The following is a 21999-nucleotide window of genomic DNA, read 5'->3' on the forward strand; positions in this document are numbered from 1 at the left end:
AATGGAAAAGGAAAGGCAGGAGATCCGGCTGAACAAATTTCTCAGTGAGTCAGGATTCTGCTCCCGCCGGGAGGCGGATCGCCTGATTGAGGCGGGAAAGGTCCTGGTGGACGGAGCTGTGGCATCTATGGGGATGAAGATCAGGGAAGGGCAGCAGATAGAGGCGGACGGGACTCTGATTTCAGGAAAAGACAGGCCTGTAGTGCTGCTGGTCAATAAGCCCAGGGGGATTGTCTGCACCACCTCTGACCGGGACAGGGCAGAGAATATTGTGGATTTTATCGGCTATCCCCTGCGGGTGTACCCGGTGGGAAGGCTCGACAAGGATTCAGAGGGACTGATCCTGATGACCAACCAGGGGGAGCTGGTGAACCGGATTCTGAAGGGAAGATACGGACACGAGAAGGAGTATCTGGTGAGCGTGGACCGGGAGATCACAGAGCAGTTTCTGAACCGGATGAGGAAGGGAGTAAAGATTCTCGACACGGTGACAAGGCCCTGCACCGTGGAAAAAACAGGAGAAAAATCCTTCCGCATTATACTGACTCAGGGGCTGAACCGGCAGATCAGGAGGATGTGTGAGGCTTTAGGATACCGGGTGAGAACTCTGAAAAGAGTGAGGATTATGAACCTTCGTCTGGACGGCCTGAAGACAGGAGAGTACAGGGAGATTACCAGGGGAGAGTGGAAGGAGCTGACAGAGCTTCTGGAAGGAAAAGGAGAGCGGAGAAAAGCGGACCAGAAAAATGCAGAGAAACACAGTGAATTGGGACAGAGAGAGCCGGAAAAAGGCGGGAGATAGGCTGTCAGGGCCGGCCCGGGGCATTGAATGAGTAAATAAGAATAAAGCCGCAGACGCGTGGACGAAAGGAGCTGAGCCATGCGCCTGCGGCTTTTCCTGTTTTGCCGGTATCTTTTTTCAGCAGTTCCCGCTTCTGAGAAACGGCTCCGGATTCAGCAGCGTCTGCATCCGCCCCAGGAAAGACGGGCTGTTTACCGGTCAGAGTCCCAGCTGTTGTAGCTGACAATGGAAGAGAGTTCTTTTCTCTGCTTTCTGCGGGGAGCGCCCGGGTTGGCCGGATAGCCCACGGTGATGATCAGGCGGGCAGTGGTGTCAGAAGGAATATGAAAGGCACTGTGCAGCCGTTCCTGGTTCATGGTGCCGATCATACAGGTTCCGAGTCCCAGGGAGGCAGCCTCGCAGCAGAGGGACATGGCGGCCATCCCTATATCCATCTGGGCGAAATGCTGGGAACCGTAATGCTCGGCAACGCCAGGCTGAAGCTTTGCCTCCTCCTCGCAGATGATAAAGAAAGCGGGAACCCTGTTTCCCCACGGACAGCCGTTTAATCCCCCGTCCTCCAGACATTCCGTCAGCCGTTTTTTTGCCTCCGGCTCGTCAACGATGAGAAAATGCCAGGGCTGGGAGTTGCAGGCGCTGGGGCTTAAACGGGCCACATCTGCCAGGTGGGTGAGAAGCTCCCTGGAAACAGGAGCGTCGCTGTATACGCGGCAGCTTTCGCGGGTGTTCTGAAGTTCTTCAAATGTGTGAAAGTTCATACGAAATTCTCCTTTTTTTAAAATAGAATAGCGGCAAGTTCCGAAGACGGACAGGGCGCCGCCGGGAAAACAGGATGGATTACTTTTATTGTACTCCCGGCGCGGGAGATTTGCCATAGGATTTTTTCAAGGCAGCCCCGACGGACGTGCGGGGAGGAGGATGAACTGCTGTTCGGCTGTTTTGATGGCTTATAGGCTCCGGAATCAATGGTAAAATAAAACATCTCTGTCGGGATAATGCTGTTTACCTGAGTCCACATTAATATGGACAAAACATGGAATGGCCATCTGTTTCTATTTACAAACAAAGTTGTTACAATAAAGAAAATAATAGATAGAAAGGGAGAAATGAGAGAAAGACACGAAAAATTTATAAAACTACTGATAGAAAAAGAACAATTTATTCCCCTTCACATCTGCGCCGGAGAGCTGGGAGTATCGGAGAAAACCTTAAGGCGCGATATGGAGAGCCTGAACCGGGAACTGGAGAGAGATGGAGCATTTATTGAGAGGAGAGCAGGAGTCGGCATCCGTCTGAACCTGGATGGGGCTGACAGGGCTGCATTTTTTAATAATATGGCTCTCTGGGAGGCAGGGAAGGCAGAACGCCAGGGGATTGTCTGGGATCGAAATTCCAGAAGAATGGATCTGGCTTTGAATCTGCTTTTGTATACAGATGAGCCTGCCTCGCTTTCCGATCTGGCCTACAAATATTATGTGAGCAGGAGCAGCATTACCAAGGATTTAAAGGCAGTGGAAGAGTTTTTCAGCCGTCATGGCCTTCTGCTTGTTAAGGCGAAGAAGGGGACGAGGGCAGATGGACCGGAGCAGAACATCCGGAAGGCTCTGACAGAGCTGATTGTCATGCTTCTGGACGCATCCGGGAAGGAAGCAGAGGAACCTGCGGCGGAGTCAGACATGATGATGACAATTCTGGACTGTTTTTCGGAAGATGATCTGAGCTGTGTGGAGAAAATTCTGAGAAGGATAGAGGAGAGGCAGAACTACTATTTTGATGAGCTGGAGTATGGCCGCGTATCAGTGGGGCTGCTGGTCACGATATACCGTATCAGGGAGGGATTTTCTATTCCGCCAAAAGAGACGGGAGAGGATGGGAAGCACAGAGGAATCTACAGGGATCTTGCAGGGGAGATTGCCGATGGGCTCACAGAGGACTATGGTATGGAGATTTCTGCCACAGAACAGGCTGCCATGGCAGCTCTCCTGGAAACCACCCACCTGTCGGACTCTCTTGCAGATTCTGGCCAGGAGGCAGATACAGAGCTGTTCGACGCCTTTGGGAGTGACTTTATCGACGCCTTTTCTGTCATCATGGAGGTAAATCTGCGGGAGGAGTCGGGGCTTTACCAGAATATTATGGCTCACATTGCCCTGATGCTGAGGCGTGTGAAGGCGAATACAACGGCCAGAAATCCCCTGACTGCACAGATTATGGAAGAGTATATGGGAACGATCAATGTATGCCAGGTTATCTGCTGGATTCTTTCCAGAAAATTCAGGCTCCCGGATATCAGCATGGATGAGATCTGTTATCTGACTCTCTATATACAGGGAGAGATCCTGGAGAAGGAGGAGAAGGCGAAGGTGCTTCTGGTGTCGAACCAGCAAAAGGGCATTGTCAACCTGATGCGGCATAAGCTGCTGACCCGCCATTCCAAGTGGGAGATTACAGAATGCAGCTATTATGGCTTTTTTGAGAGAGAGCAGGAGACCTATGACTTTGTCCTGTCCACGCTCTTTCTGGATCCGAAGGAGTGCAGGATTCCCTATGCGTTCGTGTCTCCTATGCTGAGTGCAGAGGACTGGAAGCATATAGAAGCAATATCACGCTATGCAAAAGAATTTCCTCAGAGGTATCTGCAGAAGCTGGCAGGGACGGTGAATGATCTGAGAGACATTGGCTGTGAAGTAAGAACCGTGAGCAGAGAAAAAACATTTTTGCCGGATCTTCAGTCAGTCTGCATTGAAGGGCAGAAGAAGATACGCTATCACTATCTGTTCCGGCCTGGAGGAGGAAACAGATGCCGTTTCGTGGCAGACTGCCCGTCCGGGAAAATCAGAGCTGTGGAATTTGAGATGGATAACTGGGATTTTATGCTGTTTGCCTCAAAACTGATTTACCTGCTGGGAAGCTGCAGGGATGATATTCTAGACGAATTTTATAACTATCTGCTGCATGGCTCGGGGGAGGAATCCCTGTGACCACAGAGGGGAGGAGAAGGATGTATAAAATTATTATTTTTACCCATGATGTGCTGTCGAGGGGACTTCTTGAGACGTCCCGCATTGTTATGGGGGAACAGCCGGACATCGAGACGTATTCGGTGACCCTTGGCTGTGATCTGGAGGAGCTGAGAGCGTGTGTGAAAAACTCGATTGAACATTCTGAGAGGGAGGGGCAGGAGGTGCTTGTTCTTACGGATCTCATGTACGGCACACCGTTCAATATGATGGCAGAGCTTCAGGAAACCCACTGCTTTTCACATATTACAGGGGTCAATCTGCCCATGCTTCTGGAAGCCATCAACAGGCGGCAGGAGCCCCTGTCTGAGAGCACCAACGGAGAGCTAGTGAAGGCAGCTAAAAACAGCATTTTTGACTGCCGAAAGTTCTTAGGCGCAATTTGAATCCGCGGCAGAGCGGAGGAAGGGTGAATACTGCAGGGCAGAAGAATGAGAAGGGAGAAGGAAGGCAGGGAAGAGGAAGAGCAGGGAAAAGGAAGAGCAGGAGAAAAACAGATAACAGGAGTAAAAGGAAGAAAAGAAAGGCGGAGGGAAGAATGAGAAATATTGTGCTTACAAGGATTGACGATCGTCTGATCCACGGTCAGGTTGTGACCGCCTGGATCAGAAGGTATCCGATCAACAGAATTTTGATTGTAGATGACGAACTGTCAAAAAACAGGCTGATGGAGCGAATTTACAGGGCGGCGGCCCCGGTCGGGACGGAGGTGCTGATAAAGCCTGTGCAGGAGGCGGCAGCCTTTCTTCGGGAGGACGGGGAGAGAGGAGAAAACATTCTGATTCTGGTGAAGGTTCCTCAGGTGATAGAAGCACTTCTGGAAGGGGAGGTGGAAATAAAAAAGGTGATACTGGGAGGAATGGCAGCAGGAAAAGGACGGAAAACCTTTATCAGAAATGTGTCAGCCAGCAGGGAGGAGATAGAGTGTATGAGGCGCATTTCAGAGAGAGGAATCGAGCTGAGCTATCAGCTTGTGCCGGATGAGAAGGAGACGGATCTGAAAAAACTGCTGTAGAGGAGGAAGAGATGGGGGATAAAAGTTATTTAAAATCATTTTCCAGAGAGGAATATCTGACCCATGTGGGAAAGCTGCAGAGGCGCATGGAGGAGGAGGGACTTGACCTGCTTTTACTGTCATCGCCGGAAAACATCTATTATGCCACAGGATACCGCTCCTGGTACACCTCAAGCCTGTTCCGGCCGGTATTTGTCTTTGTGCCGGTGAAGGGGGAGCCTGGGATCTATCTGAGGATTCTTGAGAAAACCACGGTGGAGAATACAAGCTGGTGTCCGAACATTTACTGCTCCGGCTCCCCGGAGAGGAGGCTGGGAAAACTAAATGCCGCAGATCCGAAGGATGCCCTGAGACAGTTTATCTGCTCCCTTGACTGCACGGTAAAGCGTGTGGGCCTGGAAGCCGGGGACGGCCTCCACTACTTCTGGTCTTTGAACCTTCTGAAGGAGTTATCAGAGGAATTTCGAGGACAGCTTGAATTCTGTGACGGAACCAGGGCAATTCAGAGGGCGAGGATGATCAAGACAGACTGGGAGACAGAGCGGATCCGGACAGCGGGCTATGTGACAGAGCGGGCTATAGTGGATGCGTTCCGGGAGATAAGGGCAGGCATTACAACGGAGAAGGAGATTGCCAGGAGCATTGCATCGAAAATGGCTGCTGGGGGAGTTGACCGGATTTCCTATCTGACGGTCAATTCAGGAACAGACAAGTACAGTACCTTTAACAGCTACGCCACAGACCGGGTGGTGAGAGAGGGGGAGATTGTGCTTGTGGATATCAGCGGGCACATCGACGGCTATGCCTCGGATCTGACGAGAACCATGTTTTTGGGAAAACGGCCTCCTGAAGTCTACCGGGAGATGGCAGAAATTGCCAGAGAGTGTGTCCATGAGGGATTCCGTGCTCTGAGGCCGGGAAGGCCGGTGAGGGAGGTCAGTGATGCGGTGGAGGAGTATCTGAGAAATGCCAGGTATGGAAGAGAAGTGCTGCACACAAGCGGCCATGCCATTGGGCTGAATGTGACAGAATATCCCAATATTACAGGCTCTGAGGAGGAGACTGTACAGCCGGGAATGGTATTTGCCATCGAAAACGGTGTGTACCCCTATGACAGGGAGCAGGGAGCCTCCTCGATCTGGATCTCATTCCGGATGGAGGACGAGGCCCTGGCCACAGAGGGGGAGGCGAAATGGCTCTCCGGCCCCGGGCATGCCCTGTATACATATGAGGACTTTGTGTAGCAAGAAAAGCCGCGGAAAAACAAAGAGAGGGAGGGTTACTGGATGATTATTATTAAGGCGCTGCTGCTGGCTGTCACGGCCAATCTGGCCAGCGGAAGGGTTTGGAGCCCGATTACATGGCCGTTTTGTTACCCGTTAATTAATGGAACTGTAGTGGGATTTATTTTGGGCGATCCGCTCTTGGGACTTATGGCCGGAGCCACCATCAACCTGGCCTATATCGGCTGGATCTCTGCAGGGGGAACGATGCCGTCCAACATCGGAATCGCAGGCGTGTACGGGACAGCTATCACGGTGCTTGCCAAGGCGTCGCCGGAGCTGGGCATCACACTGGCCATCCCCATCGGCCTTCTGGGAGTCCTTCTGTGGAATCTCCAGATGACGCTCAACGTGTTCTGGGTGCACAGACTTGACAGCAATGCAGAAAAGGGAGAGATAAACAAGATTTTCTTTAACGCCTGGCTGTTTCCGCAGCTTACCTGTCTGGCAATCAACGGATTTCCAGCCTTTATCCTGATGTTCTTAGGCGGAGACTTTTTTACAGAGCTTCTGGGAAGGATTCCGGAGTCCTTTGTCAATGCCCTCAGTGTGACGGGAAATATTCTCCCGGCGGTGGGAGTGGCCATGCTGCTTAACTATCTGGGAAAGAAAAAAGTGTTTCCGTTTTTTGTCATCGGCTTTTTCCTTGCAACCTATCTGAATCTGCAGATTATGCCGATCGCTATTTTCGGAGCCTGCCTGGCACTCTTAAGCTACTATGGAGGCCAGGGAAATGAGAATTTTGGAACAGAGACGAGCTGGGCGGCGGAAGAGACAGATGCGGAGGGAGACAGCAAAGAAAAATCAGGAAAAGAGGGACTGTCGGTACGCCTCAGGCGTTCGGATCTCATCAAGCACTGGCTTATCGGACTGGGAGCTGAGGTAGGATATAACTATGAGAGGATGCAGGCGTCGGGAAACGTTCTGGCCATGGTTCCCATTATCAGGATGCTGTATAAAGATCCCAAGGATATCAGCGATGCCCTGAAGCGTTACCTCGTATTTTTCAATACAGAGCCGTCTTTCATCGGCAACGTGATTCCCGGCATCTGCGCTTCTCTGGAGGAGGAAAGGGCGAACGGAGCTGAAATTTCAGATGAGATGATCAATGGGCTGAGGACAGGACTGATGGGACCTCTGGCAGGCGTCGGAGACAGTCTGGCAGGCGGCGTGATTTACCCCATTGCAGTGTCCATGGGCTGTTCCATGGCTTTAAACGGAAACTTTGCCGGCCCGGTGCTGTTTTTCGTAATTTTTACAGGGATTATGCTTGTGGTGGGTTATAATCTGTATTTTATGGGATACAGGAAGGGAAGTCAGGCCGTGATGGCTCTTCTGGGAGAAGGAGGAAATTCCATCACAAGGCTGACAGACGCCTTCGGTATTTTGGGACTTATGGTAATAGGAGCCATGGGAGCACAGAAGGTTCTGGTGTATGTGCCGGCTGTATTTTCTGTGGGACAGACCTCCGTTGTCATCCAGGATGTGCTGAACGGGGTAGTCATGAATATTCTTCCCTTTGGAATTATCATCGGAGCCTGGATGCTTCTGAGAAGGAAGGTATCCCCGATCCTTGTGGTTCTGCTTTTGATGGCAGTGGGGATTGTGGGCTATTATCTGGGAATCCTGGGACTGGCCGTGTAGAAAGCACAGAGGGCAGCTTTGCTATTCCAGCCAGGGGAGATCTACAAGCGTATACTCGTGCCCCAGAGCGGGAAGGATTTTATCCAGCAGATCACAGGTTCTGATTTTCAGGCTGGAAGTGTTGATACAGGGGTGACAGCCGAAGTATTCATCCTTCAGCACATCTCTGTCAATCGCCAGCCTGACACGGTTTTCTGTATCGTTCATCAGCCCCAGAACACTGACGGAACCGGGGGTGATGTCGAGAAACTGTTCCATAAATTCAGCAGATGCAAAGGACAGTCTGGAGCAGCCCATCTGTTTGGAGAAAATGGCTGTTTTGAACTTTTTTTCACCGGGCGTCAGCAGAAGGTAAAAGTTTGTCTTCTGGGCATTGCACAGGAACAGGTTTTTACAGATACGGATCTGCAGCAGAGCCTCGACTTCATGGCAGACCTCGATGGTATCTGTGGGATCGTGATCCATCCTCTGGTAGGAAACGCCGAGGCTGTCTAAGAAGTCATAGGCGCGAAGTTCTTTGGGAAGGCGGCCCTCCTCAAAGGAGGGCCGGCCGGTGTATATGGTTTTATCGATGAAAAGGTTGGTCATTAGTTAGAGCTCCTTTGTCAGTATAGTTGGTAATTGGACTTTGGGATACAGAGGGGGAACGGCGGCTCGAATATGCAGGCAAAGGCCAGCGAAGCAATATTAATTTCAATCCGCGCTCCCGGGCAGGGAGCGACAGGTGATGAGGCGCCGTATATTGCAGTCGGATACATTTCAATCCACACCCCCGCGCAGGGAGCGACGGGACATTTGATAAATTCAAGCAGACGTGGGAGGTATTTCAATCCACGCCCCCGCGCAGGGAGCGACAGCAATTTTTCATAAATAATTTCGCCGCTCTTTTAGAGCTATTATGCAATTATACTTGATGGATTTTGTCAGTGCAAGATTACATTTTCTTTTGCCAGTGCAATACAAAAAAAAGGTGCCATGATTCAGGTGCGAATCTTCCAGGAAAGCCATATGTGCCTGGTATTCGCACCTGTTTTCAAATTTTTCTATTTTCTTATTTTCTCCAGTTTCACCACACACTCGCAGTGTCCCGTCCACGGAAACAAATCCACCGGCCATGCCTCCCTGGCCTTATACCCCTTTTTCTCAAATACCCTCAGATCTCTGGCCAGGGTCTCCGGCCCGCAGGAGATGTAGACCACGGTTCTGGGACCTGCCTGTGCTGCAGCCTGGATGAACTCCTCTGTGCTTCCGCCTCTGGGAGGATCCATAAATACCACATCCAGCCGCTCGCCGTCTGCCGCCATCCGGCTCATAAACCGCCCTGCATCATTGCAGTAGAATTCGATATTTTTGATTTCATTTCTCTTTGCATTCTGCACAGCGTCCCTGACAGCGTCACGGTTTAATTCCACACCGATTACCCGGCCGGCTCTGCTGCTGGCAGTGATCCCGATGGTACCGATTCCGCAGTAGGCATCCAGCACGGTTTCCCGTCCTGTCAGGCCGGCCAGTTCCATGGCTTTATTGTAGAGCTTTTCTGTCTGAACCGGATTTACCTGGTAGAAAGAGCGGGAAGAGATTCTGAATCTGTGACCGCAGAGAATATCCTCAATATAGCCCTTTCCCCAGAGGACATGCTCCTTCTCACCGAGAACCATGCTGGTGCTTCGGCCATTTACATTCTGGATAATGGTGGTAATCTCCGGATGCTTCTCCCTGAGAGCTTTGACAAAGTGATTTTTGGATGGAAAAACGGGGGAAGCGGTTACGAGAACCACCATGATTTCCCCTGTTGCAAAGCCCCGCTTGACGAGAACGTGGCGAAGTAGTCCGTAGCCTGTATCCTCGTCAAAGGTGCGGATCTTAAAGGAGCGCAGCATTCCGCGGATGGTGCCGATGATCTCATCCGCCTTTTCATCCTCAATGAGGCAGGTCTCCACAGGAACCAGCTCATGGGTGCCCTCTTTATAGACGCCGGAAACCGCATTGCCCCTTCTGTCATGGCCGAAAACAGCGTGCACCTTGTTTCTGTAGTGGTACGGATTTTCCATTCCGATAATCGGTTTTACAGGGCACAGTCCCTTCAGGAGCCCGTTTATCATCTCCTGTTTGACTGCAAGCTGTTTTTCGTAGGAGAGGTGAAGATACTGGCAGGCGCCGCATTTTTTGTACACGGGACAGGCGCTTCGGTTTTTGCCGGAGGATTTTTCCACAGTCTCAGACGGGACACGGGAGGACTTTCCGTCTGGAATCTGCCTGTCCGGGCGTTTTCTGTCTGAAAATCTGTCAGAAGACAAGCCCATGCCGCCGTTTTTCCTGCTTTTCTGAGAGGGAGCGGACCTCCTTTCACCGGACTTTCCAGGGCGCTCTCCATTTTTTGGTCCTGCTGTCTCGGTTCTGCGGTTTTGTCTATGTGTAGGTTTCATATTTCGTTCTCCTTCTATGTTCTTTCATTCATTTCCCTGTCTGATTCGGTTCGGCAGATTCAGAAGAACTGTATCAGCCCGCCTCGGTTCTGCCTGGGGAACCGGCGTTTTTTTCTGCACGGTTTTCTTTACTCTGCGCGTGGGTTTCTGTTCCGGGCTTTATCAGCCGGTTTTAGCTGTATGGTAATTATAAAAGATCTCCTGACCACGATCAATCCCCATAAAATAACTGTGTCCCCAAGAGGAACCGGATAGTTCTTCTGTCGGATAAAGGGGCGTTTTTTTAGGCGTTTCCTGTGGAACCATAAAACTATTTCATGATATAATGAGCGCAAGCGAGCCTGTGGGAGCTTGCTCGCACGAGACGAGCGGCGAATGACGATCACAGGCTGTGCCTGTGATATAATGACCGCAGGGCGGACATTATATCTGTGCCGAGCCGCTGGCTCCCGAAGGGAGCCTGAATACTCCTGCGGCGAGTGCGCATCCCTCGGAGAGATACATATCCGAAGGATATGATAATAATGAGCTGCAATAAAGGATCAATTCCATTTGAAGGGGGAAATATGTGATGGATATATGGGAAAAGTTATATATCAGAGCAAAAGAACAGTACCATCCAGAGGACGTGTCACCTTTTATCTATGCACATCATGTGGTCTGTGCCTTAGAAAGTGAGAACGGGGAAATCTACACGGGATTCTGCATTGAAAGCTGCTGCGGCGTTCTCGATCTGTGTGCAGAGAGAACTGCGGCGCTGAATATGTATATGAACAGCGGTCAGACGGTTGTGAAACGGCTGATTGCATTCAGAGACAAAGCGCCCTTTGGTGAGGGAAGCGGAATGCCCTGCGGCGCCTGCAGAGAGTTTTTTATGCAGCTAAACAGTAAGAATGAAGAGATGGAAATCATGGTTGACTATGACAGGAGAAAGACAGTCCGGCTGAAAGAATTGCTGCCCAACTGGTGGGGATGGGACCGGTACAAGAACAGTGAAGGGAACCAGTAAGCCTACGCTCAGTCAGATTCTTTCTGCTCCGTTTCATTCAGCTGGAATACATTTCGTTTGAAATCAAGCACGCCTTCCCGCTTCAGCCGGCCAAGCTCCGAAGAGAGCGCGCTCCGGTCTGTGCAGAGGTAATCGGCAAGCTGCTGCCTGTTGAATGGGATGGAAAAGGAGCTGGAGCCTGCCTGGGCGGAAACATCCGACAGGTAGGCCAGGAGCTTTTCGCGGATGGAGCGGCGGGACAGCTGCTCCATCTTTTTCGTGAGCATCAGATTTTTCCCGGCAAGAGCGGAGAGCACATTCCGGATCAGCGTCTGGTGGAAGGGGCAGGAAGAGGGGCAGACGTCAAGAAGCCGGCTGACATTGACAAACAGCAGGGAGGAGTCCTCAGCTGCCAGGACGCTGACTGAGAGGGGAGTTCCCGGAAGGCTGGCGTAAGCCTCGGCGAAAAAGTTCCCTTCTCCGGCCTCCGACAGCAGATGCCTCCTGCCCCAGAAATCTTCTTTTACAATGTGTACAGATCCGGACAGCACGATTCCCATGGAAGAAACAGGTTCCCCGCTGTGATAAATAAATTCATTTTTCAGAAAGGTTCTTTTTCTCGCATCCAGACAGCCTAAAAGCCCGGTAAGCTCCCCGGCGTCAATCCCTGAAAACAGGGTACAGCCAAGCAGAGCCTTCAGCTCCAGGCCGGAATACCCCTTTGCTGAATTCTCAGATACATGATTAGTTTCTCCTGATATTCTGTTCATGTCCATGTTTTCTCCTGTCATTTTGATTTTATTCAAGCGGTTTTATTCAATCAGTTTTACCCCAAACGGTTCTGCCTCAAACGTCCTGAGCAGGCTGAAGCTTCCCCTGAGCCGGTTTATGGCGGAAATAACTGCTGTTTTCGTTGTAAATACAACAGAACTTTATTCCTCATTATAGTATAGTATCCCCAGACAGTCAATGGCGCCCGCCGGTGTGGCTGTGCTGCCTTAAAAAAATGGAGATCACATCTTGCTGAAAAAGACAGAAAATGGTCTCCAAATTCATGGAAACAGAGAGAAAAGCGCCAGAAAAGGAGGATACAATGGCTTACAAAATGTTTTGTTATCAGTGTCAGGAAACGTCAGGGTGCAGCGGATGCACTCAGGGAGGGGTCTGCGGAAAGACGGCCAGGACAGCAAATCTCCAGGATCTGCTTGTCTATGCGTCAAAGGGGCTTGCCGCCGTCCTGTACCTGTCCGGTGAGAATGGGGAGGGCGCGGGAAGGCTGCCTATTAAGGAGGACAGCAGGCTGCTTCGCGACAACCTGTTTGCCACCATCACCAATGCGAACTTTGACGATGAGAAGCTCGTCTGCCGTATCTTTGCGACACAGAAGAGAAAGGAGGAAGCTCTGAGGGAACTGAACAATCCTGACGCCATCCTGGCGGGAGCCTGCGAGAGCCTGAAAGATGCCGTTCTCTGGATGCCTGGGACGAAGGAGGAAATCCTGGATCTGGCCGGGGACAGAGGAGAGAAAGAGAGTTCTGTTTCAGAGATATTCGGAATCCTGTCTGCAGGAAATGAGGATATAAGAAGCCTGAGAGAGCTGATCACCTATGGACTGAAGGGAATGGCCGCTTACCTGAAGCATGCGGACGTTCTCGGAAAGAGGGATGAGGAAACGGAGAACTTTATGATCCGCGCCCTCTCCGCCCTGGCTGATGACAGACTGTCGGCGGAGGAGCTGCTCTCCTTAGCCATGGAGACAGGGAAATTTGGCGTTTCTGCCATGGCACTTTTAGACAGGGCCAATACGGAGCGGTACGGCTCACCGGAGATCACAGAGGTGGAGCTGGGAGTCAGAAAGAATCCGGGAATTCTGATCTCCGGACATGATCTGAGGGATCTGGAAATGCTTCTTGAGCAGACGGAGGGGACGGGAGTGGATGTGTACACCCATTCGGAAATGCTCCCCGCCCACTATTATCCCGCATTTAAGAAGTACAGCCACTTTGCGGGAAATTATGGCAATGCCTGGTGGAAGCAGACGGAGGAGTTCGAGGCCTTCAACGGCCCGGTGATCCTTACCACAAACTGTCTGGTTCCGCCGAGAGCTTCCTACCGGGATCGCGTTTACACAACAGGGGCCGTGGGCTTTCCGGGCTGCCGTCATATTGAGGGAGGTCCCGGAGAGAAAAAGGATTTCAGCGCAGTGATCGAGCAGGCCAGACACTGTGAGCCGCCGAGGGAGCTGGAGAGAGGGACAATCACAGGAGGTTTTGCCCACAGCCAGGTGCTTGCGCTGGCCGATAAGATTGTGGAGGCAGTGAAAAAGGGAGCTGTCCGCAAATTTGTGGTGATGGCAGGATGTGACGGCAGACAGCAGGGAAGGAGCTATTATACGGAATTTGCAGAAGCTCTTCCAAAGGATACGGTGATCCTCACTGCCGGCTGTGCAAAATACAGGTACAATAAATTAAATCTGGGAACCATCGAGGGAATCCCCAGAGTGCTTGACGCAGGACAGTGCAATGACTCCTACTCTCTGGCTGTCATAGCCATGAAGCTGAAGGAGGTCTTCGGTATGGAGGACATCAATGACCTTCCGATTGTCTACAATATTGCCTGGTATGAGCAGAAAGCCGTGATTGTGCTGCTGGCCCTTCTGCATCTGGGAATTAAAAATATTCACCTGGGGCCCACCCTTCCGGCCTTCCTCTCCCCGGGAGTAGCCCGGATTCTGACAGAGAAGTTTGGAATTCAGGGAATCACAGAGCCGCAGAAGGATATGGAGAGAATGGAGATTTTGTAAAGAAAATCGTGGAGCTTAAAGGCTTATAAGAGAAGGCAGAAAAGCCGAAGAAAAGGAAAAGCCATGCGGCAGGTTGCTATTTTCCCTTTCTGGATTATAATGGAAGCAGAGCGAAAACCTGCTCCCGGGATAAATAAGGGAGCAGGGCGGGCAAAGGAACGACTGATAACAGACAAAAGATGCAAAGGAGAACCCATATGTATATTGCCGATCTGCACATCCATTCCAGGTATTCAAGGGCAACGAGCCGTGATCTGACGCCGGAACAGCTTGACTATTCTGCAAGGCAGAAAGGAATCAGGCTGCTGGGGACGGGAGATTTTACCCATCCGGCGTGGAGGGAGGAGCTTAAAGAAAAGCTGGAGCCTGCTGAGGATGGACTCTACCGCCTGAAAAGAGCGTACAGGAGGGAGGAGGAGCTGGCGTCCGGAGAGGAGGAAACACGTTTTGTGATATCCGGAGAGATCAGCTCCATCTACAAGCAGGACGGAAAGGTCCGGAAGGTTCACAGCCTCATCCTGCTTCCGGGACTGGAGGAGGCCTGGAAGCTCTCGGCCAAGCTGGAAACCATTGGAAACATCCACTCAGACGGCCGGCCGATTCTGGGGCTTTCCTGCCATGATCTCCTGGAAATCATGCTGGAAATCTGCCCGGAAGGGATGTTCATACCGGCCCATATCTGGACGCCCCATTTTTCCATGTTCGGGGCCTTTTCCGGCTTTGACCGGGTGGAGGACTGCTTCGGGGAGCTGACACCCTATATCCATGCGGTGGAGACAGGACTCTCCTCCGATCCTCCCATGAACTGGCGGGTCTCCGCCCTGGACCGGTTCCAGCTCATCTCAAACTCGGATGCCCACTCTCCGTCTAAGCTGGGGCGGGAGGCAAATGTGCTGTCCTGCGAGCTGTCCTATGAGGGGCTGAAACGGGCCATTGAGACAGGAGAGGGACTTTGCCGCACCATCGAGTTTTTCCCGGAGGAGGGAAAATACCATTTTGACGGGCACAGAAAATGCCATATCTGCTTAAGCCCTGCCGAGGCAGAGCAGTGTGAGGGGATATGCCCGGTCTGCGGAAAGAGGATGACCACAGGCGTTTCCCACCGGGTAGAGCAGCTTGCAGACCGGCCGGAGGGCTTTCTTCCAGAGAAGGTCAAACCCTTTGAAAGTCTGGTTCCCCTGCCGGAGGTGATTGCCGCGTCCACAGGGCGGTCGGCGGCGGGAAAGAAGGTGCAGGAAGAGTACGGGAAAATGGTGCGAGAGCTGGGCACGGAATTTGCTATTCTCAGGGAAATCCCCACAGAGGATATTCAGAAACATTCCGGCCGCCTGATCGCAGAGGGAATCAGGCGGCTCAGGGAGGGCAGAGTTACACGGCTTCCGGGCTTTGACGGGGAGTATGGAACCATACGCCTGTTTGAGCCGGACGAGATAGAGAACACGGACGGACAGATGAGCATGTTTGACATGATGGGACCAGGTGATTTCACGGAGTCTGCCGCCGGGCCGGAAAAAACAAAAGACCTGAAACAGGAGCCCCAGAGAGAAAGGGATGCAGAAGCCGGAGAGGAAAGGGGCATAAAGGCAGGGGACAGAGAAGAAAAGAACGGAAAAGAGGAGAATGGAGAAAAAAAGAACGGAGAAATAGAGAACGGAGGAGAGAAATTCGGAGGTGACAGGGCAGAAAACGGAAGCGGAACGGATCTTTCCAAGCCGGAGAAGTTTTTAGAGCGTCTGAACCCGGAGCAGAGGCGGGCGGCTGCGGTGCCTGCCCGCTCCATGGCCGTCATAGCAGGGCCTGGAACAGGAAAGACCGGGACTCTGACAGCCAGAATCCGCTGCCTTCTGGAGGTAAGGCGGGTCAGCCCTTCGGAGATCACGGCAGTGACCTTTACAAAACGGGCAGCAGAGGAGCTTCGGGAAAGGCTTAAACGGGAGATGCCCCGCCACCGGACGATTTCCCGGATACAGACGGGAACCTTCCACTCTCTCTGTTATTCCATGCTGCGCCAGGCCGGAGCGGAGTTTGAACTGGCGGACAGCCTGGAGCTGACGGAACTGGCCTCGGATGTGCTGAAGGAGAAAAAACTGAAAATCCGTCCGGCAGAATTTCTGAGGAGAGTGTCTGCAGAAAAATGCAGAAAGTGGGAGACAGGAGATGCAGCCTGCGGGAAGGAAGCCTGCAAAGAGGAAAAGAACCTTTTATCTGAAAAGCAGGAGGAAGCCTTTGAGCTGTATCAGAGACGCCTCAGAGAAGCGGGACTTTACGATTTTGACGATCTGCAGATAGAGGCGCTGCGCCTTCTGGAAGAGGACAGGGAAGCAGCGGCGGGCCTCTGCTCCCGTTTCCGGTATCTGCTGGTGGATGAGTTTCAGGATATAAGTCCCATCCAGTACCGCCTCATAAGAAACTGGAACCAGGAGGGAAGGGAGCTGTTTGTGATAGGAGATCCGGATCAGTCCATCTATGGGTTCAGGGGCTCCGATCCAGAGTGCTTTCGCAGACTTTTAACGGAGTTTCCTGAGACATGTACGGTCCGCCTGGAACAGAACTACCGCTCCACCTTACAGATCACAGAGGGTGCCTGCGCCATGATTTCCAATAATCCGGGGGGAGAGAGAAGACTCATCTCCGCAGCCGGTGAGGGGCTCCCGATTCGGATTGCAAAGGCGGCGGGAAGGCTCTCAGAGGGGATCTTTACCGCCAGAGAGATCAACCGGATGATCGGCGGAATCGATATGCTGGACGCTCAGGAGAGAGAGATGGTTCAGGAGAAAAAAGTCAGGAGCTTTTCCGATATTGCCGTGCTGTGCAGAACCCACAGACAGGCAGAGGAGATAGAAGAGTGCCTGAGAAAAGAGGGGCTCCCCTGTATTGTAACGGGAAGAGGGGAATTTCTGGAAGCGGAGACCGTGCGGGAGGCTACAGGCTTTTTCAGAAGTCTTTTGCATGACAGCTCAGATACGGAAAAAGCCCAGCAGCAGAGCAGAGAGATTCCGTTTATGAAAAAGCGTCTGGGAGAGAGTGCCTACGGCGGTCTCAGGGAGAAATATGAGCCAATGATGAAGAAGAAACCGGCAGAGCTTATCAGAAGCTACAGAGAGGACAGAGGGCTTTTGGAGGATGAGCCTCTTGAAAAGCTCACAGGGATGGCTCTGTTTCACAGGACGATGAGGGAGTTTCTGGACAACCTGGCCTTCGGGGCAGACGGAGATCTGAGAAGATGCGGGGAAAAGCGCTATACAGCAGATGCTGTTTCCCTGATGACGCTCCACGCCGCCAAGGGCCTGGAATTTCCTGCGGTTATCATAGCGGGGGTGAGAAAATACTCCATTCCCATGGAGCCGGAGCAGAAAAAAAGAGAGGAACCGGGCAAGATAACGGCTGAGTCTGAGGAAGACCGGTTAAAGAAGGAGGAGGAGAGGCGTCTGTTTTATGTGGGCATGACCCGGGCAAAAGAGGAGCTGATTCTGGTAACTTCCGGGACAGAGTCGGAATTTCTCGATGAAATTCCGGAGCGCCTGGCTGTGAGGGAAGAGACAGGCGGAAAAAAGACCTTTGCACCGAGGCAGCTCAGCCTGTTTGATTTTATGAAGTAACAGAAGAAGAGAGAAAAGGCGGGCCTTGGGAGCACGCCGTTTAAACGGAGGTTTGCCAGACCTCCGTTTTTGTGGTATAAAAGAGGGGATACTATTATATAAGTATACTCCCTGTGAGCAGCAGCGGACCGGGAGTGTGAAGCACCTGAGGAAAGAGAAGCATACGAAGATGAAGCATACAGGAATAAAGCATACAGAATATGCGGAAAGTACAGAAAGCAGACAGGGAAAAAAACTGCCGTATCCGGTGATCCTGGCCTCCGCCTCGCCCAGGCGAAGGGAGATTTTAGATCAGATCGGGATAGAGCCCACTGTGATGCCGGGAAATCTTGAAGAACAGGTGACATCGGAAAGACCTGATGAGGTGGTGATGGAGCTGTCAGCCCAGAAGGCAGAGCATGTCTATAACATGTGCAGAAAAGACAGGGAAAACGGCAGTTTCATTGTCATTGGCTCAGATACGGTCGTGGCTGCCGGAGGAAAGATCCTGGGAAAGCCCGGGAATGAGGAGGAAGCGAGGGAGATGATTCGCCTCCTGTCCGGAAACGTCCACCAGGTCTATACAGGCGTCACCCTGATCCGGGGGGATAGGAAAATCACCTTTGCGGAAAAGACGGAGGTTTCAGTCTGGCCCATGACAGAGGAGGAGATAGAGGACTATATCGCCTTTCATGGTTCAGAGGACGATGGCGAGTCCGAAGAGAATCCCGGAAAGCCGCGGCATGAGTGGGAAGACAAGGCCGGCGGATATGGAATACAGGGCAGTTTTGCAAAATTTATCAGGGAGATTCACGGAGATTATTATAATGTGATGGGCCTTCCGGCCAGCAGGACGTATCAGGAACTTAAAAGGATTTCGGAGGAGAGGCTATGATTAAACTGATTGTGTCAGACATTGACGGAACTCTGGTGCGTGATGGGGAAAACCAGTTAAACACAGAGCTGTTTGATGTGATTATGAGGCTGAAAAAGGAGAAGAAAATCCACTTTGCGGCTGCCAGCGGCAGGCAGGTGGCCAGCATCGAGTATACTTTTGCGCCTATAGGGAAGGAGATTTTCTATGTGGCGGAGAACGGGGCCTATCTGGGATGCCTGGGCAGAAACCTGTTTCTCTACCCTATGGATCAGGCTGCAGCGGCAGAGCTGATTGAGGATATAAGAAAGAACCCTGTGATGGACATGGTGGTGAGCGGTGCAAAGCACGCATACATGGAAACGAAGGATCAGGCGTTTACGGACTGGGTGAAAAACGGCTACCACTTCGATGTGGTTCCGGTAGACGATGTGACAAAGGTGGACGATGTTATCATCAAGGTAGCTGCTTATAAAAAGTCCGATATTCAGAAAGAAGCGGGATTTTTCTTTGATAAATACGGCAGCAGAATGAAAATCACTATCTCCGGAGACATGTGGATGGACTGCATGCACACGGGCGTCAACAAGGGGGAGGCAGTGAAAACACTTCAGGAGAGCCTGGGCATTCTGCCGGAGGAGACCATGGTATTTGGAGATCAGCTGAACGATATTGAGATGCTGAACCGGGCCTACTACAGCTTTGCCGTGGGCAACGCCAGAAAAGAGGTCAAGGAGGCTGCCAGATTTCAGGCAGATACCAATGTGAACGACGGTGTTCTGAAAATTTTAAAACGCCTCCTTTAACAGGGGCAGTCCCGCCGTAGGGAGAAGAACAGAAGGAGAGATGGAATGGAGAGTAAAAACAGAAGGAGGGCCTGTGGGGCCAGACTGACGGCAGCTGCGCTTTTGGGCGCTGTGCTTCTGACCGGCTGTCAGAAGGCAGAATCCATGCTGGCCGGGATCACCAGCGAGCAGGGGTATGACCTTCCGGAGATCATGATCGTGGCAATGTCCCAGAAAAATACGTACGAGGAAATCTGCACGGATCAGATCTGGAGCGTGCAGGTGGATGATTCTGGTCAGACCTTTGAGCAGTATACAAAGGATCAGATAAAGAGCTTCATGGACGAGATGAAAACCATGACCCTGCTCGCAGAGGAGAGGGGAGTGGAGCTGACCAGTGAGGAGAGCGCAGCCATGGACGCGGCTGCGGCCGAGTATGTGGCTGCGCTGACACCGGAGGATATCGCCTATATGGGAGTGGATGAGGAGACCGCCGGGACCGTGTTCCACGATTACTGTCTGGCCAATAAACTGGTGGGCGAGCTGACAGAAGGAATGGATATGGAAGTCAGTGACAGTGAGGCGAAGGTGATCGACATTACTGAGGTAAGGGCTGAGGATCAGGAGACCGCTGAGCGGATTCTGGCCGGCATTTCAGAGGGCTCTTCTCTTGAAAAGGCCGCCTCTGCCGAGGGACTTACAGTCTCTGAGAGAAAGCTGGGAAGAGCCGAGGAGAGTGAGGATTTTGAGTACGCTGCCTTTGGTCTGGAAACGGGACAGGTGAGTGAGGTAGTGGAGGATAACGGACAGTACTGCGTCATCCGCTGTGACAATGACTATGATGAGGAAGCCACGGCTGAGAGAAAGGAACAGATCTATGAGGCCAGACGGGAAAAGGCCTTCCAGGACATCTACGGCAGCTTCAAGGAGGGCATTGCCCTGAAGGATTCGGAGAAGATCTGGGAAGGCGTAAGTCTCAGCGGAGAGCCTCACGCTGTCAGCGCTGACTTTTTTGAGATATACAAAAAGCATGCAGGCGCTTTTGAAACGCCGGGAGACAGATAATGGACAAGGACAGTTTGGACAGAACAGAGGGACTGGAGATCATAAGGAGACGAGGGGACGCAAAGAGGGAAATCCCCGCTGCGCAGGATAGGACAGGACAGAGGGAAAGGGAAGAGAAGCCCCGCTCCAGAGACAGGAGAAGCCGGAGGCGCCGCAGGAGAGGGAGAAACAAGGGCAGGATAGCTGCGGTTATTCTTATTGCTCTCCTCTGTGCTGCGGCATTGGCCGGAGTATTCTGCTTTGCAGGAAAACGAAGAGCTGAGGCTGGCAGAGAGGAAGCCGGAGCGATCCGTCCGGAACGGATTCCGGGGGATGACACAGGGACGGGGCTTGGCGGAAAGGCTTCAGAAGCTCATACGGCGGCAGAGTCCGGTGAAAAGGCCCCGGGAGAGGAGACTGGGCAGTCAGGAGAAGGCGCACAGGCGGAGGGCCGCTCTGAGGCGGAAAAGAAGGCAGAAGAGATTTTGGATTCTATGACCCTGGAGGAAAAAATACTGCAGCTTTTTATGGTAACTCCTGAGGCTCTCACCGGATATGACGAGGTGTATGCTGCCGGAGAGGCCACGAAGGCTGCCATTGAACAGTATCCGGTAGGCGGCATTGTCTATTTCAGCCAGAACCTCCGGGATGAAGCACAGACAAAGGACATGCTGACACGCACGAACCAGTACGCGAAAGAGCGGACAGGGCTTCCCATGCTGCTGGCTGTTGATGAGGAGGGAGGACAGGTCGCCCGCATCAGCGGCAGGGAGGGCTTTGCCCTTGACGCTTTTCCGGATATGAGCGATATTGGAGCTCAGGGTGATTCGGAGAAGGCCTACGAGGTGGGGGACGCCATAGGCGCTTACCTGGCAGAGCTTGGATTTAACATGGATTTTGCCCCGGTGGCCGATGTGCTGACAAACCCCGACAATACGGTGGTAAAAAGGCGTTCTTTCGGAAGTGACGCAAAGACCGTGGCCAATATGGTGGTGCGGGAGACGGAGGGTCTGAAAAAACATGGAATCAGCCCGGTTCTCAAGCATTTTCCGGGTCATGGCGGCACGGCAGAGGACAGCCATGAGGGAGCAGCAGTGATCCACAGGACAGTGGATGAGCTTTTGGAAAATGAGCTGATCCCATTTTACACAGGGATTGAGGCAGGCGCTGACTTCGTCATGGTGGGGCATATCAGTGATCCGGAAGCCGTGGGGGATGACCGCCCGGCCGTGTTTTCCAAAACTCTTGTGACAGAGGTGCTGAGAGATACCCTGAAATTTGACGGGATCATTATCACGGATGCAATGAATATGGGAGCCATTACTGAGTCCTGCACCAGCGGCGATGCGGCAGTAAAGGCGCTGGAGGCAGGAGTGGATATGATCCTTATGCCGGAGGATTTCAAAGCTGCCTGTCAGGGAGTGGAGGAAGCTGTGGAGGCGGGAACCATTGGCGAGGATCGGATCGAGGAGTCGGTTTTAAGGATCCTCACTCTGAAGGCAGAAAAGCAGCTTGGCTCGTCAGAAAACCAGGAGTGAGACAGCACAGAAAGGCGTCTTGCGGCTTCAGGTCAGAAAAAAGATACAGAAGGAAAAATAAAAGAAGGGGAAGTAAATAAAAAAAGAGGAAATAAATAAAAGAAGAGGAAATAAAAGAAGAGAACACAGAAGAGAAAATACTGACAATGAGCGAAAAAGGAGACAGAGCAGCCCAGGCAGCCCTGCCTCCTTTTTCGCT

17 protein-coding genes are annotated in these 21999 nt (G+C 52.2%); 13 read left to right on the forward strand and 4 right to left on the reverse strand.

Annotation, left to right across the window (positions count from 1 at the left end):
• Position 1 precedes the first annotated feature (1 nt).
• Positions 2-802: a pseudouridine synthase gene (locus DW757_RS07995; protein ID WP_021965901.1), complete on the forward strand. Its 801-nt coding sequence runs from the start codon at positions 2-4 to the stop codon at positions 800-802.
• 191 nt (positions 803-993) lie between these two features.
• Here the strand turns inward: DW757_RS07995 and DW757_RS08005 are convergent, their stop codons facing one another.
• Positions 994-1560, reverse strand: coding sequence for a nitroreductase family protein (locus tag DW757_RS08005; RefSeq protein WP_118751447.1), 567 nt, complete (start codon positions 1558-1560; stop codon positions 994-996).
• Between the two features lie 348 nt (positions 1561-1908).
• On the opposite strand from DW757_RS08005, the gene DW757_RS08010 reads away from it, so the two are divergent.
• From DW757_RS08010 to DW757_RS08030, 5 genes are all read left to right on the forward strand, one after another.
• Positions 1909-3783 carry a PRD domain-containing protein gene (locus DW757_RS08010; protein WP_118751448.1) on the forward strand — a complete coding sequence of 625 codons (1875 nt, stop codon included), beginning with the start codon at positions 1909-1911 and terminating at the stop codon, positions 3781-3783.
• 20 nt (positions 3784-3803) lie between these two features.
• Complete coding sequence (locus DW757_RS08015; protein ID WP_087383510.1) at positions 3804-4208, forward strand: PTS mannose transporter subunit IIAB; 405 nt, start codon at positions 3804-3806, stop codon at positions 4206-4208.
• A gap of 152 nt (positions 4209-4360) precedes the next feature.
• The gene (locus DW757_RS08020; protein ID WP_021965902.1) at positions 4361-4837 is read left to right on the forward strand and encodes a PTS sugar transporter subunit IIB; all 477 of its coding nucleotides are present in this window, start codon (positions 4361-4363) and stop codon (positions 4835-4837) included.
• Positions 4838-4848: 11 nt separating this feature from the next.
• Complete coding sequence (locus tag DW757_RS08025; protein WP_118751449.1) at positions 4849-6081, forward strand: Xaa-Pro peptidase family protein; 1233 nt, start codon at positions 4849-4851, stop codon at positions 6079-6081.
• 42 nt (positions 6082-6123) lie between these two features.
• A complete protein-coding gene (locus tag DW757_RS08030; RefSeq protein ID WP_118751450.1) occupies positions 6124-7764 on the forward strand; it encodes a PTS system mannose/fructose/sorbose family transporter subunit IID in 1641 nt (546 codons plus the stop codon).
• Positions 7765-7785: 21 nt separating this feature from the next.
• Here the strand turns inward: DW757_RS08030 and DW757_RS08035 are convergent, their stop codons facing one another.
• Positions 7786-8352, reverse strand: coding sequence for a prolyl-tRNA synthetase associated domain-containing protein (locus tag DW757_RS08035; RefSeq protein ID WP_015573549.1), 567 nt, complete (start codon positions 8350-8352; stop codon positions 7786-7788).
• Between the two features lie 455 nt (positions 8353-8807).
• Positions 8808-10190 carry a 23S rRNA (uracil(1939)-C(5))-methyltransferase RlmD gene (gene rlmD / locus DW757_RS08040; protein ID WP_118751451.1) on the reverse strand — a complete coding sequence of 461 codons (1383 nt, stop codon included), beginning with the start codon at positions 10188-10190 and terminating at the stop codon, positions 8808-8810.
• Between the two features lie 571 nt (positions 10191-10761).
• Between rlmD and DW757_RS08045 the strand changes: the two genes are divergently transcribed.
• The gene (locus tag DW757_RS08045) at positions 10762-11199 is read left to right on the forward strand and encodes a cytidine deaminase (RefSeq protein WP_118751452.1); all 438 of its coding nucleotides are present in this window, start codon (positions 10762-10764) and stop codon (positions 11197-11199) included.
• An 8-nt stretch (positions 11200-11207) separates the two neighbouring features.
• Here DW757_RS08045 and DW757_RS08050 read toward each other — a convergent pair whose 3' ends face one another.
• Positions 11208-11948, reverse strand: coding sequence for a Crp/Fnr family transcriptional regulator (locus tag DW757_RS08050; protein WP_118751473.1), 741 nt, complete (start codon positions 11946-11948; stop codon positions 11208-11210).
• Positions 11949-12271: 323 nt separating this feature from the next.
• On the opposite strand from DW757_RS08050, the gene hcp reads away from it, so the two are divergent.
• The 6 genes from hcp to DW757_RS08085 all read left to right on the forward strand — a co-directional run bounded on the left by hcp (position 12272) and on the right by DW757_RS08085 (position 21800).
• Positions 12272-13981: a hydroxylamine reductase gene (gene hcp, locus DW757_RS08060; protein ID WP_118751474.1), complete on the forward strand. Its 1710-nt coding sequence runs from the start codon at positions 12272-12274 to the stop codon at positions 13979-13981.
• Between the two features lie 197 nt (positions 13982-14178).
• Entirely contained in the window at positions 14179-17580 is a 3402-nt protein-coding gene (locus DW757_RS08065; RefSeq protein ID WP_118751453.1) for a UvrD-helicase domain-containing protein, read from the forward strand.
• A gap of 169 nt (positions 17581-17749) precedes the next feature.
• Entirely contained in the window at positions 17750-18454 is a 705-nt protein-coding gene (locus tag DW757_RS08070; protein WP_243033521.1) for a Maf family protein, read from the forward strand.
• Positions 18451-19239: a Cof-type HAD-IIB family hydrolase gene (locus DW757_RS08075; RefSeq protein WP_008395500.1), complete on the forward strand. Its 789-nt coding sequence runs from the start codon at positions 18451-18453 to the stop codon at positions 19237-19239. Before DW757_RS08070 ends, DW757_RS08075 begins: the two co-directional genes overlap by 4 nt.
• 45 nt (positions 19240-19284) lie before the next feature.
• Entirely contained in the window at positions 19285-20283 is a 999-nt protein-coding gene (locus DW757_RS08080; RefSeq protein WP_087383423.1) for a peptidylprolyl isomerase, read from the forward strand.
• On the forward strand, positions 20283-21800 hold the full coding sequence (locus DW757_RS08085; RefSeq protein WP_118751454.1) for a glycoside hydrolase family 3 N-terminal domain-containing protein: 1518 nt from the start codon (positions 20283-20285) through the stop codon (positions 21798-21800). Before DW757_RS08080 ends, DW757_RS08085 begins: the two co-directional genes overlap by 1 nt.
• Positions 21801-21999: the final 199 nt, after the last annotated feature.

Origin of the sequence: Clostridium sp. AM29-11AC (assembly GCF_003480545.1) — a bacterium.
Lineage (GTDB): Bacteria > Bacillota > Clostridia > Lachnospirales > Lachnospiraceae > Otoolea > Otoolea saccharolyticum_A.

What these genes read in the sequence shown, in the direction of transcription:
- DW757_RS07995 (WP_021965901.1), top strand. Translation starts at nt 2, where the DNA reads ATGGAAAAGGAAAGGCAGGAGATCCGGCTGAACAAATTTCTCAGTGAG.
- DW757_RS08005 (WP_118751447.1), bottom strand. Translation starts at nt 1,560, where the DNA reads ATGAACTTTCACACATTTGAAGAACTTCAGAACACCCGCGAAAGCTGC.
- DW757_RS08010 (WP_118751448.1), top strand. Translation starts at nt 1,909, where the DNA reads ATGAGAGAAAGACACGAAAAATTTATAAAACTACTGATAGAAAAAGAA.
- DW757_RS08015 (WP_087383510.1), top strand. Translation starts at nt 3,804, where the DNA reads ATGTATAAAATTATTATTTTTACCCATGATGTGCTGTCGAGGGGACTT.
- DW757_RS08020 (WP_021965902.1), top strand. Translation starts at nt 4,361, where the DNA reads ATGAGAAATATTGTGCTTACAAGGATTGACGATCGTCTGATCCACGGT.
- DW757_RS08025 (WP_118751449.1), top strand. Translation starts at nt 4,849, where the DNA reads ATGGGGGATAAAAGTTATTTAAAATCATTTTCCAGAGAGGAATATCTG.
- DW757_RS08030 (WP_118751450.1), top strand. Translation starts at nt 6,124, where the DNA reads ATGATTATTATTAAGGCGCTGCTGCTGGCTGTCACGGCCAATCTGGCC.
- DW757_RS08035 (WP_015573549.1), bottom strand. Translation starts at nt 8,352, where the DNA reads ATGACCAACCTTTTCATCGATAAAACCATATACACCGGCCGGCCCTCC.
- rlmD (WP_118751451.1), bottom strand. Translation starts at nt 10,190, where the DNA reads ATGAAACCTACACATAGACAAAACCGCAGAACCGAGACAGCAGGACCA.
- DW757_RS08045 (WP_118751452.1), top strand. Translation starts at nt 10,762, where the DNA reads ATGGATATATGGGAAAAGTTATATATCAGAGCAAAAGAACAGTACCAT.
- DW757_RS08050 (WP_118751473.1), bottom strand. Translation starts at nt 11,948, where the DNA reads ATGAACAGAATATCAGGAGAAACTAATCATGTATCTGAGAATTCAGCA.
- hcp (WP_118751474.1), top strand. Translation starts at nt 12,272, where the DNA reads ATGGCTTACAAAATGTTTTGTTATCAGTGTCAGGAAACGTCAGGGTGC.
- DW757_RS08065 (WP_118751453.1), top strand. Translation starts at nt 14,179, where the DNA reads ATGTATATTGCCGATCTGCACATCCATTCCAGGTATTCAAGGGCAACG.
- DW757_RS08070 (WP_243033521.1), top strand. Translation starts at nt 17,750, where the DNA reads ATGAAGCATACAGGAATAAAGCATACAGAATATGCGGAAAGTACAGAA.
- DW757_RS08075 (WP_008395500.1), top strand. Translation starts at nt 18,451, where the DNA reads ATGATTAAACTGATTGTGTCAGACATTGACGGAACTCTGGTGCGTGAT.
- DW757_RS08080 (WP_087383423.1), top strand. Translation starts at nt 19,285, where the DNA reads ATGGAGAGTAAAAACAGAAGGAGGGCCTGTGGGGCCAGACTGACGGCA.
- DW757_RS08085 (WP_118751454.1), top strand. Translation starts at nt 20,283, where the DNA reads ATGGACAAGGACAGTTTGGACAGAACAGAGGGACTGGAGATCATAAGG.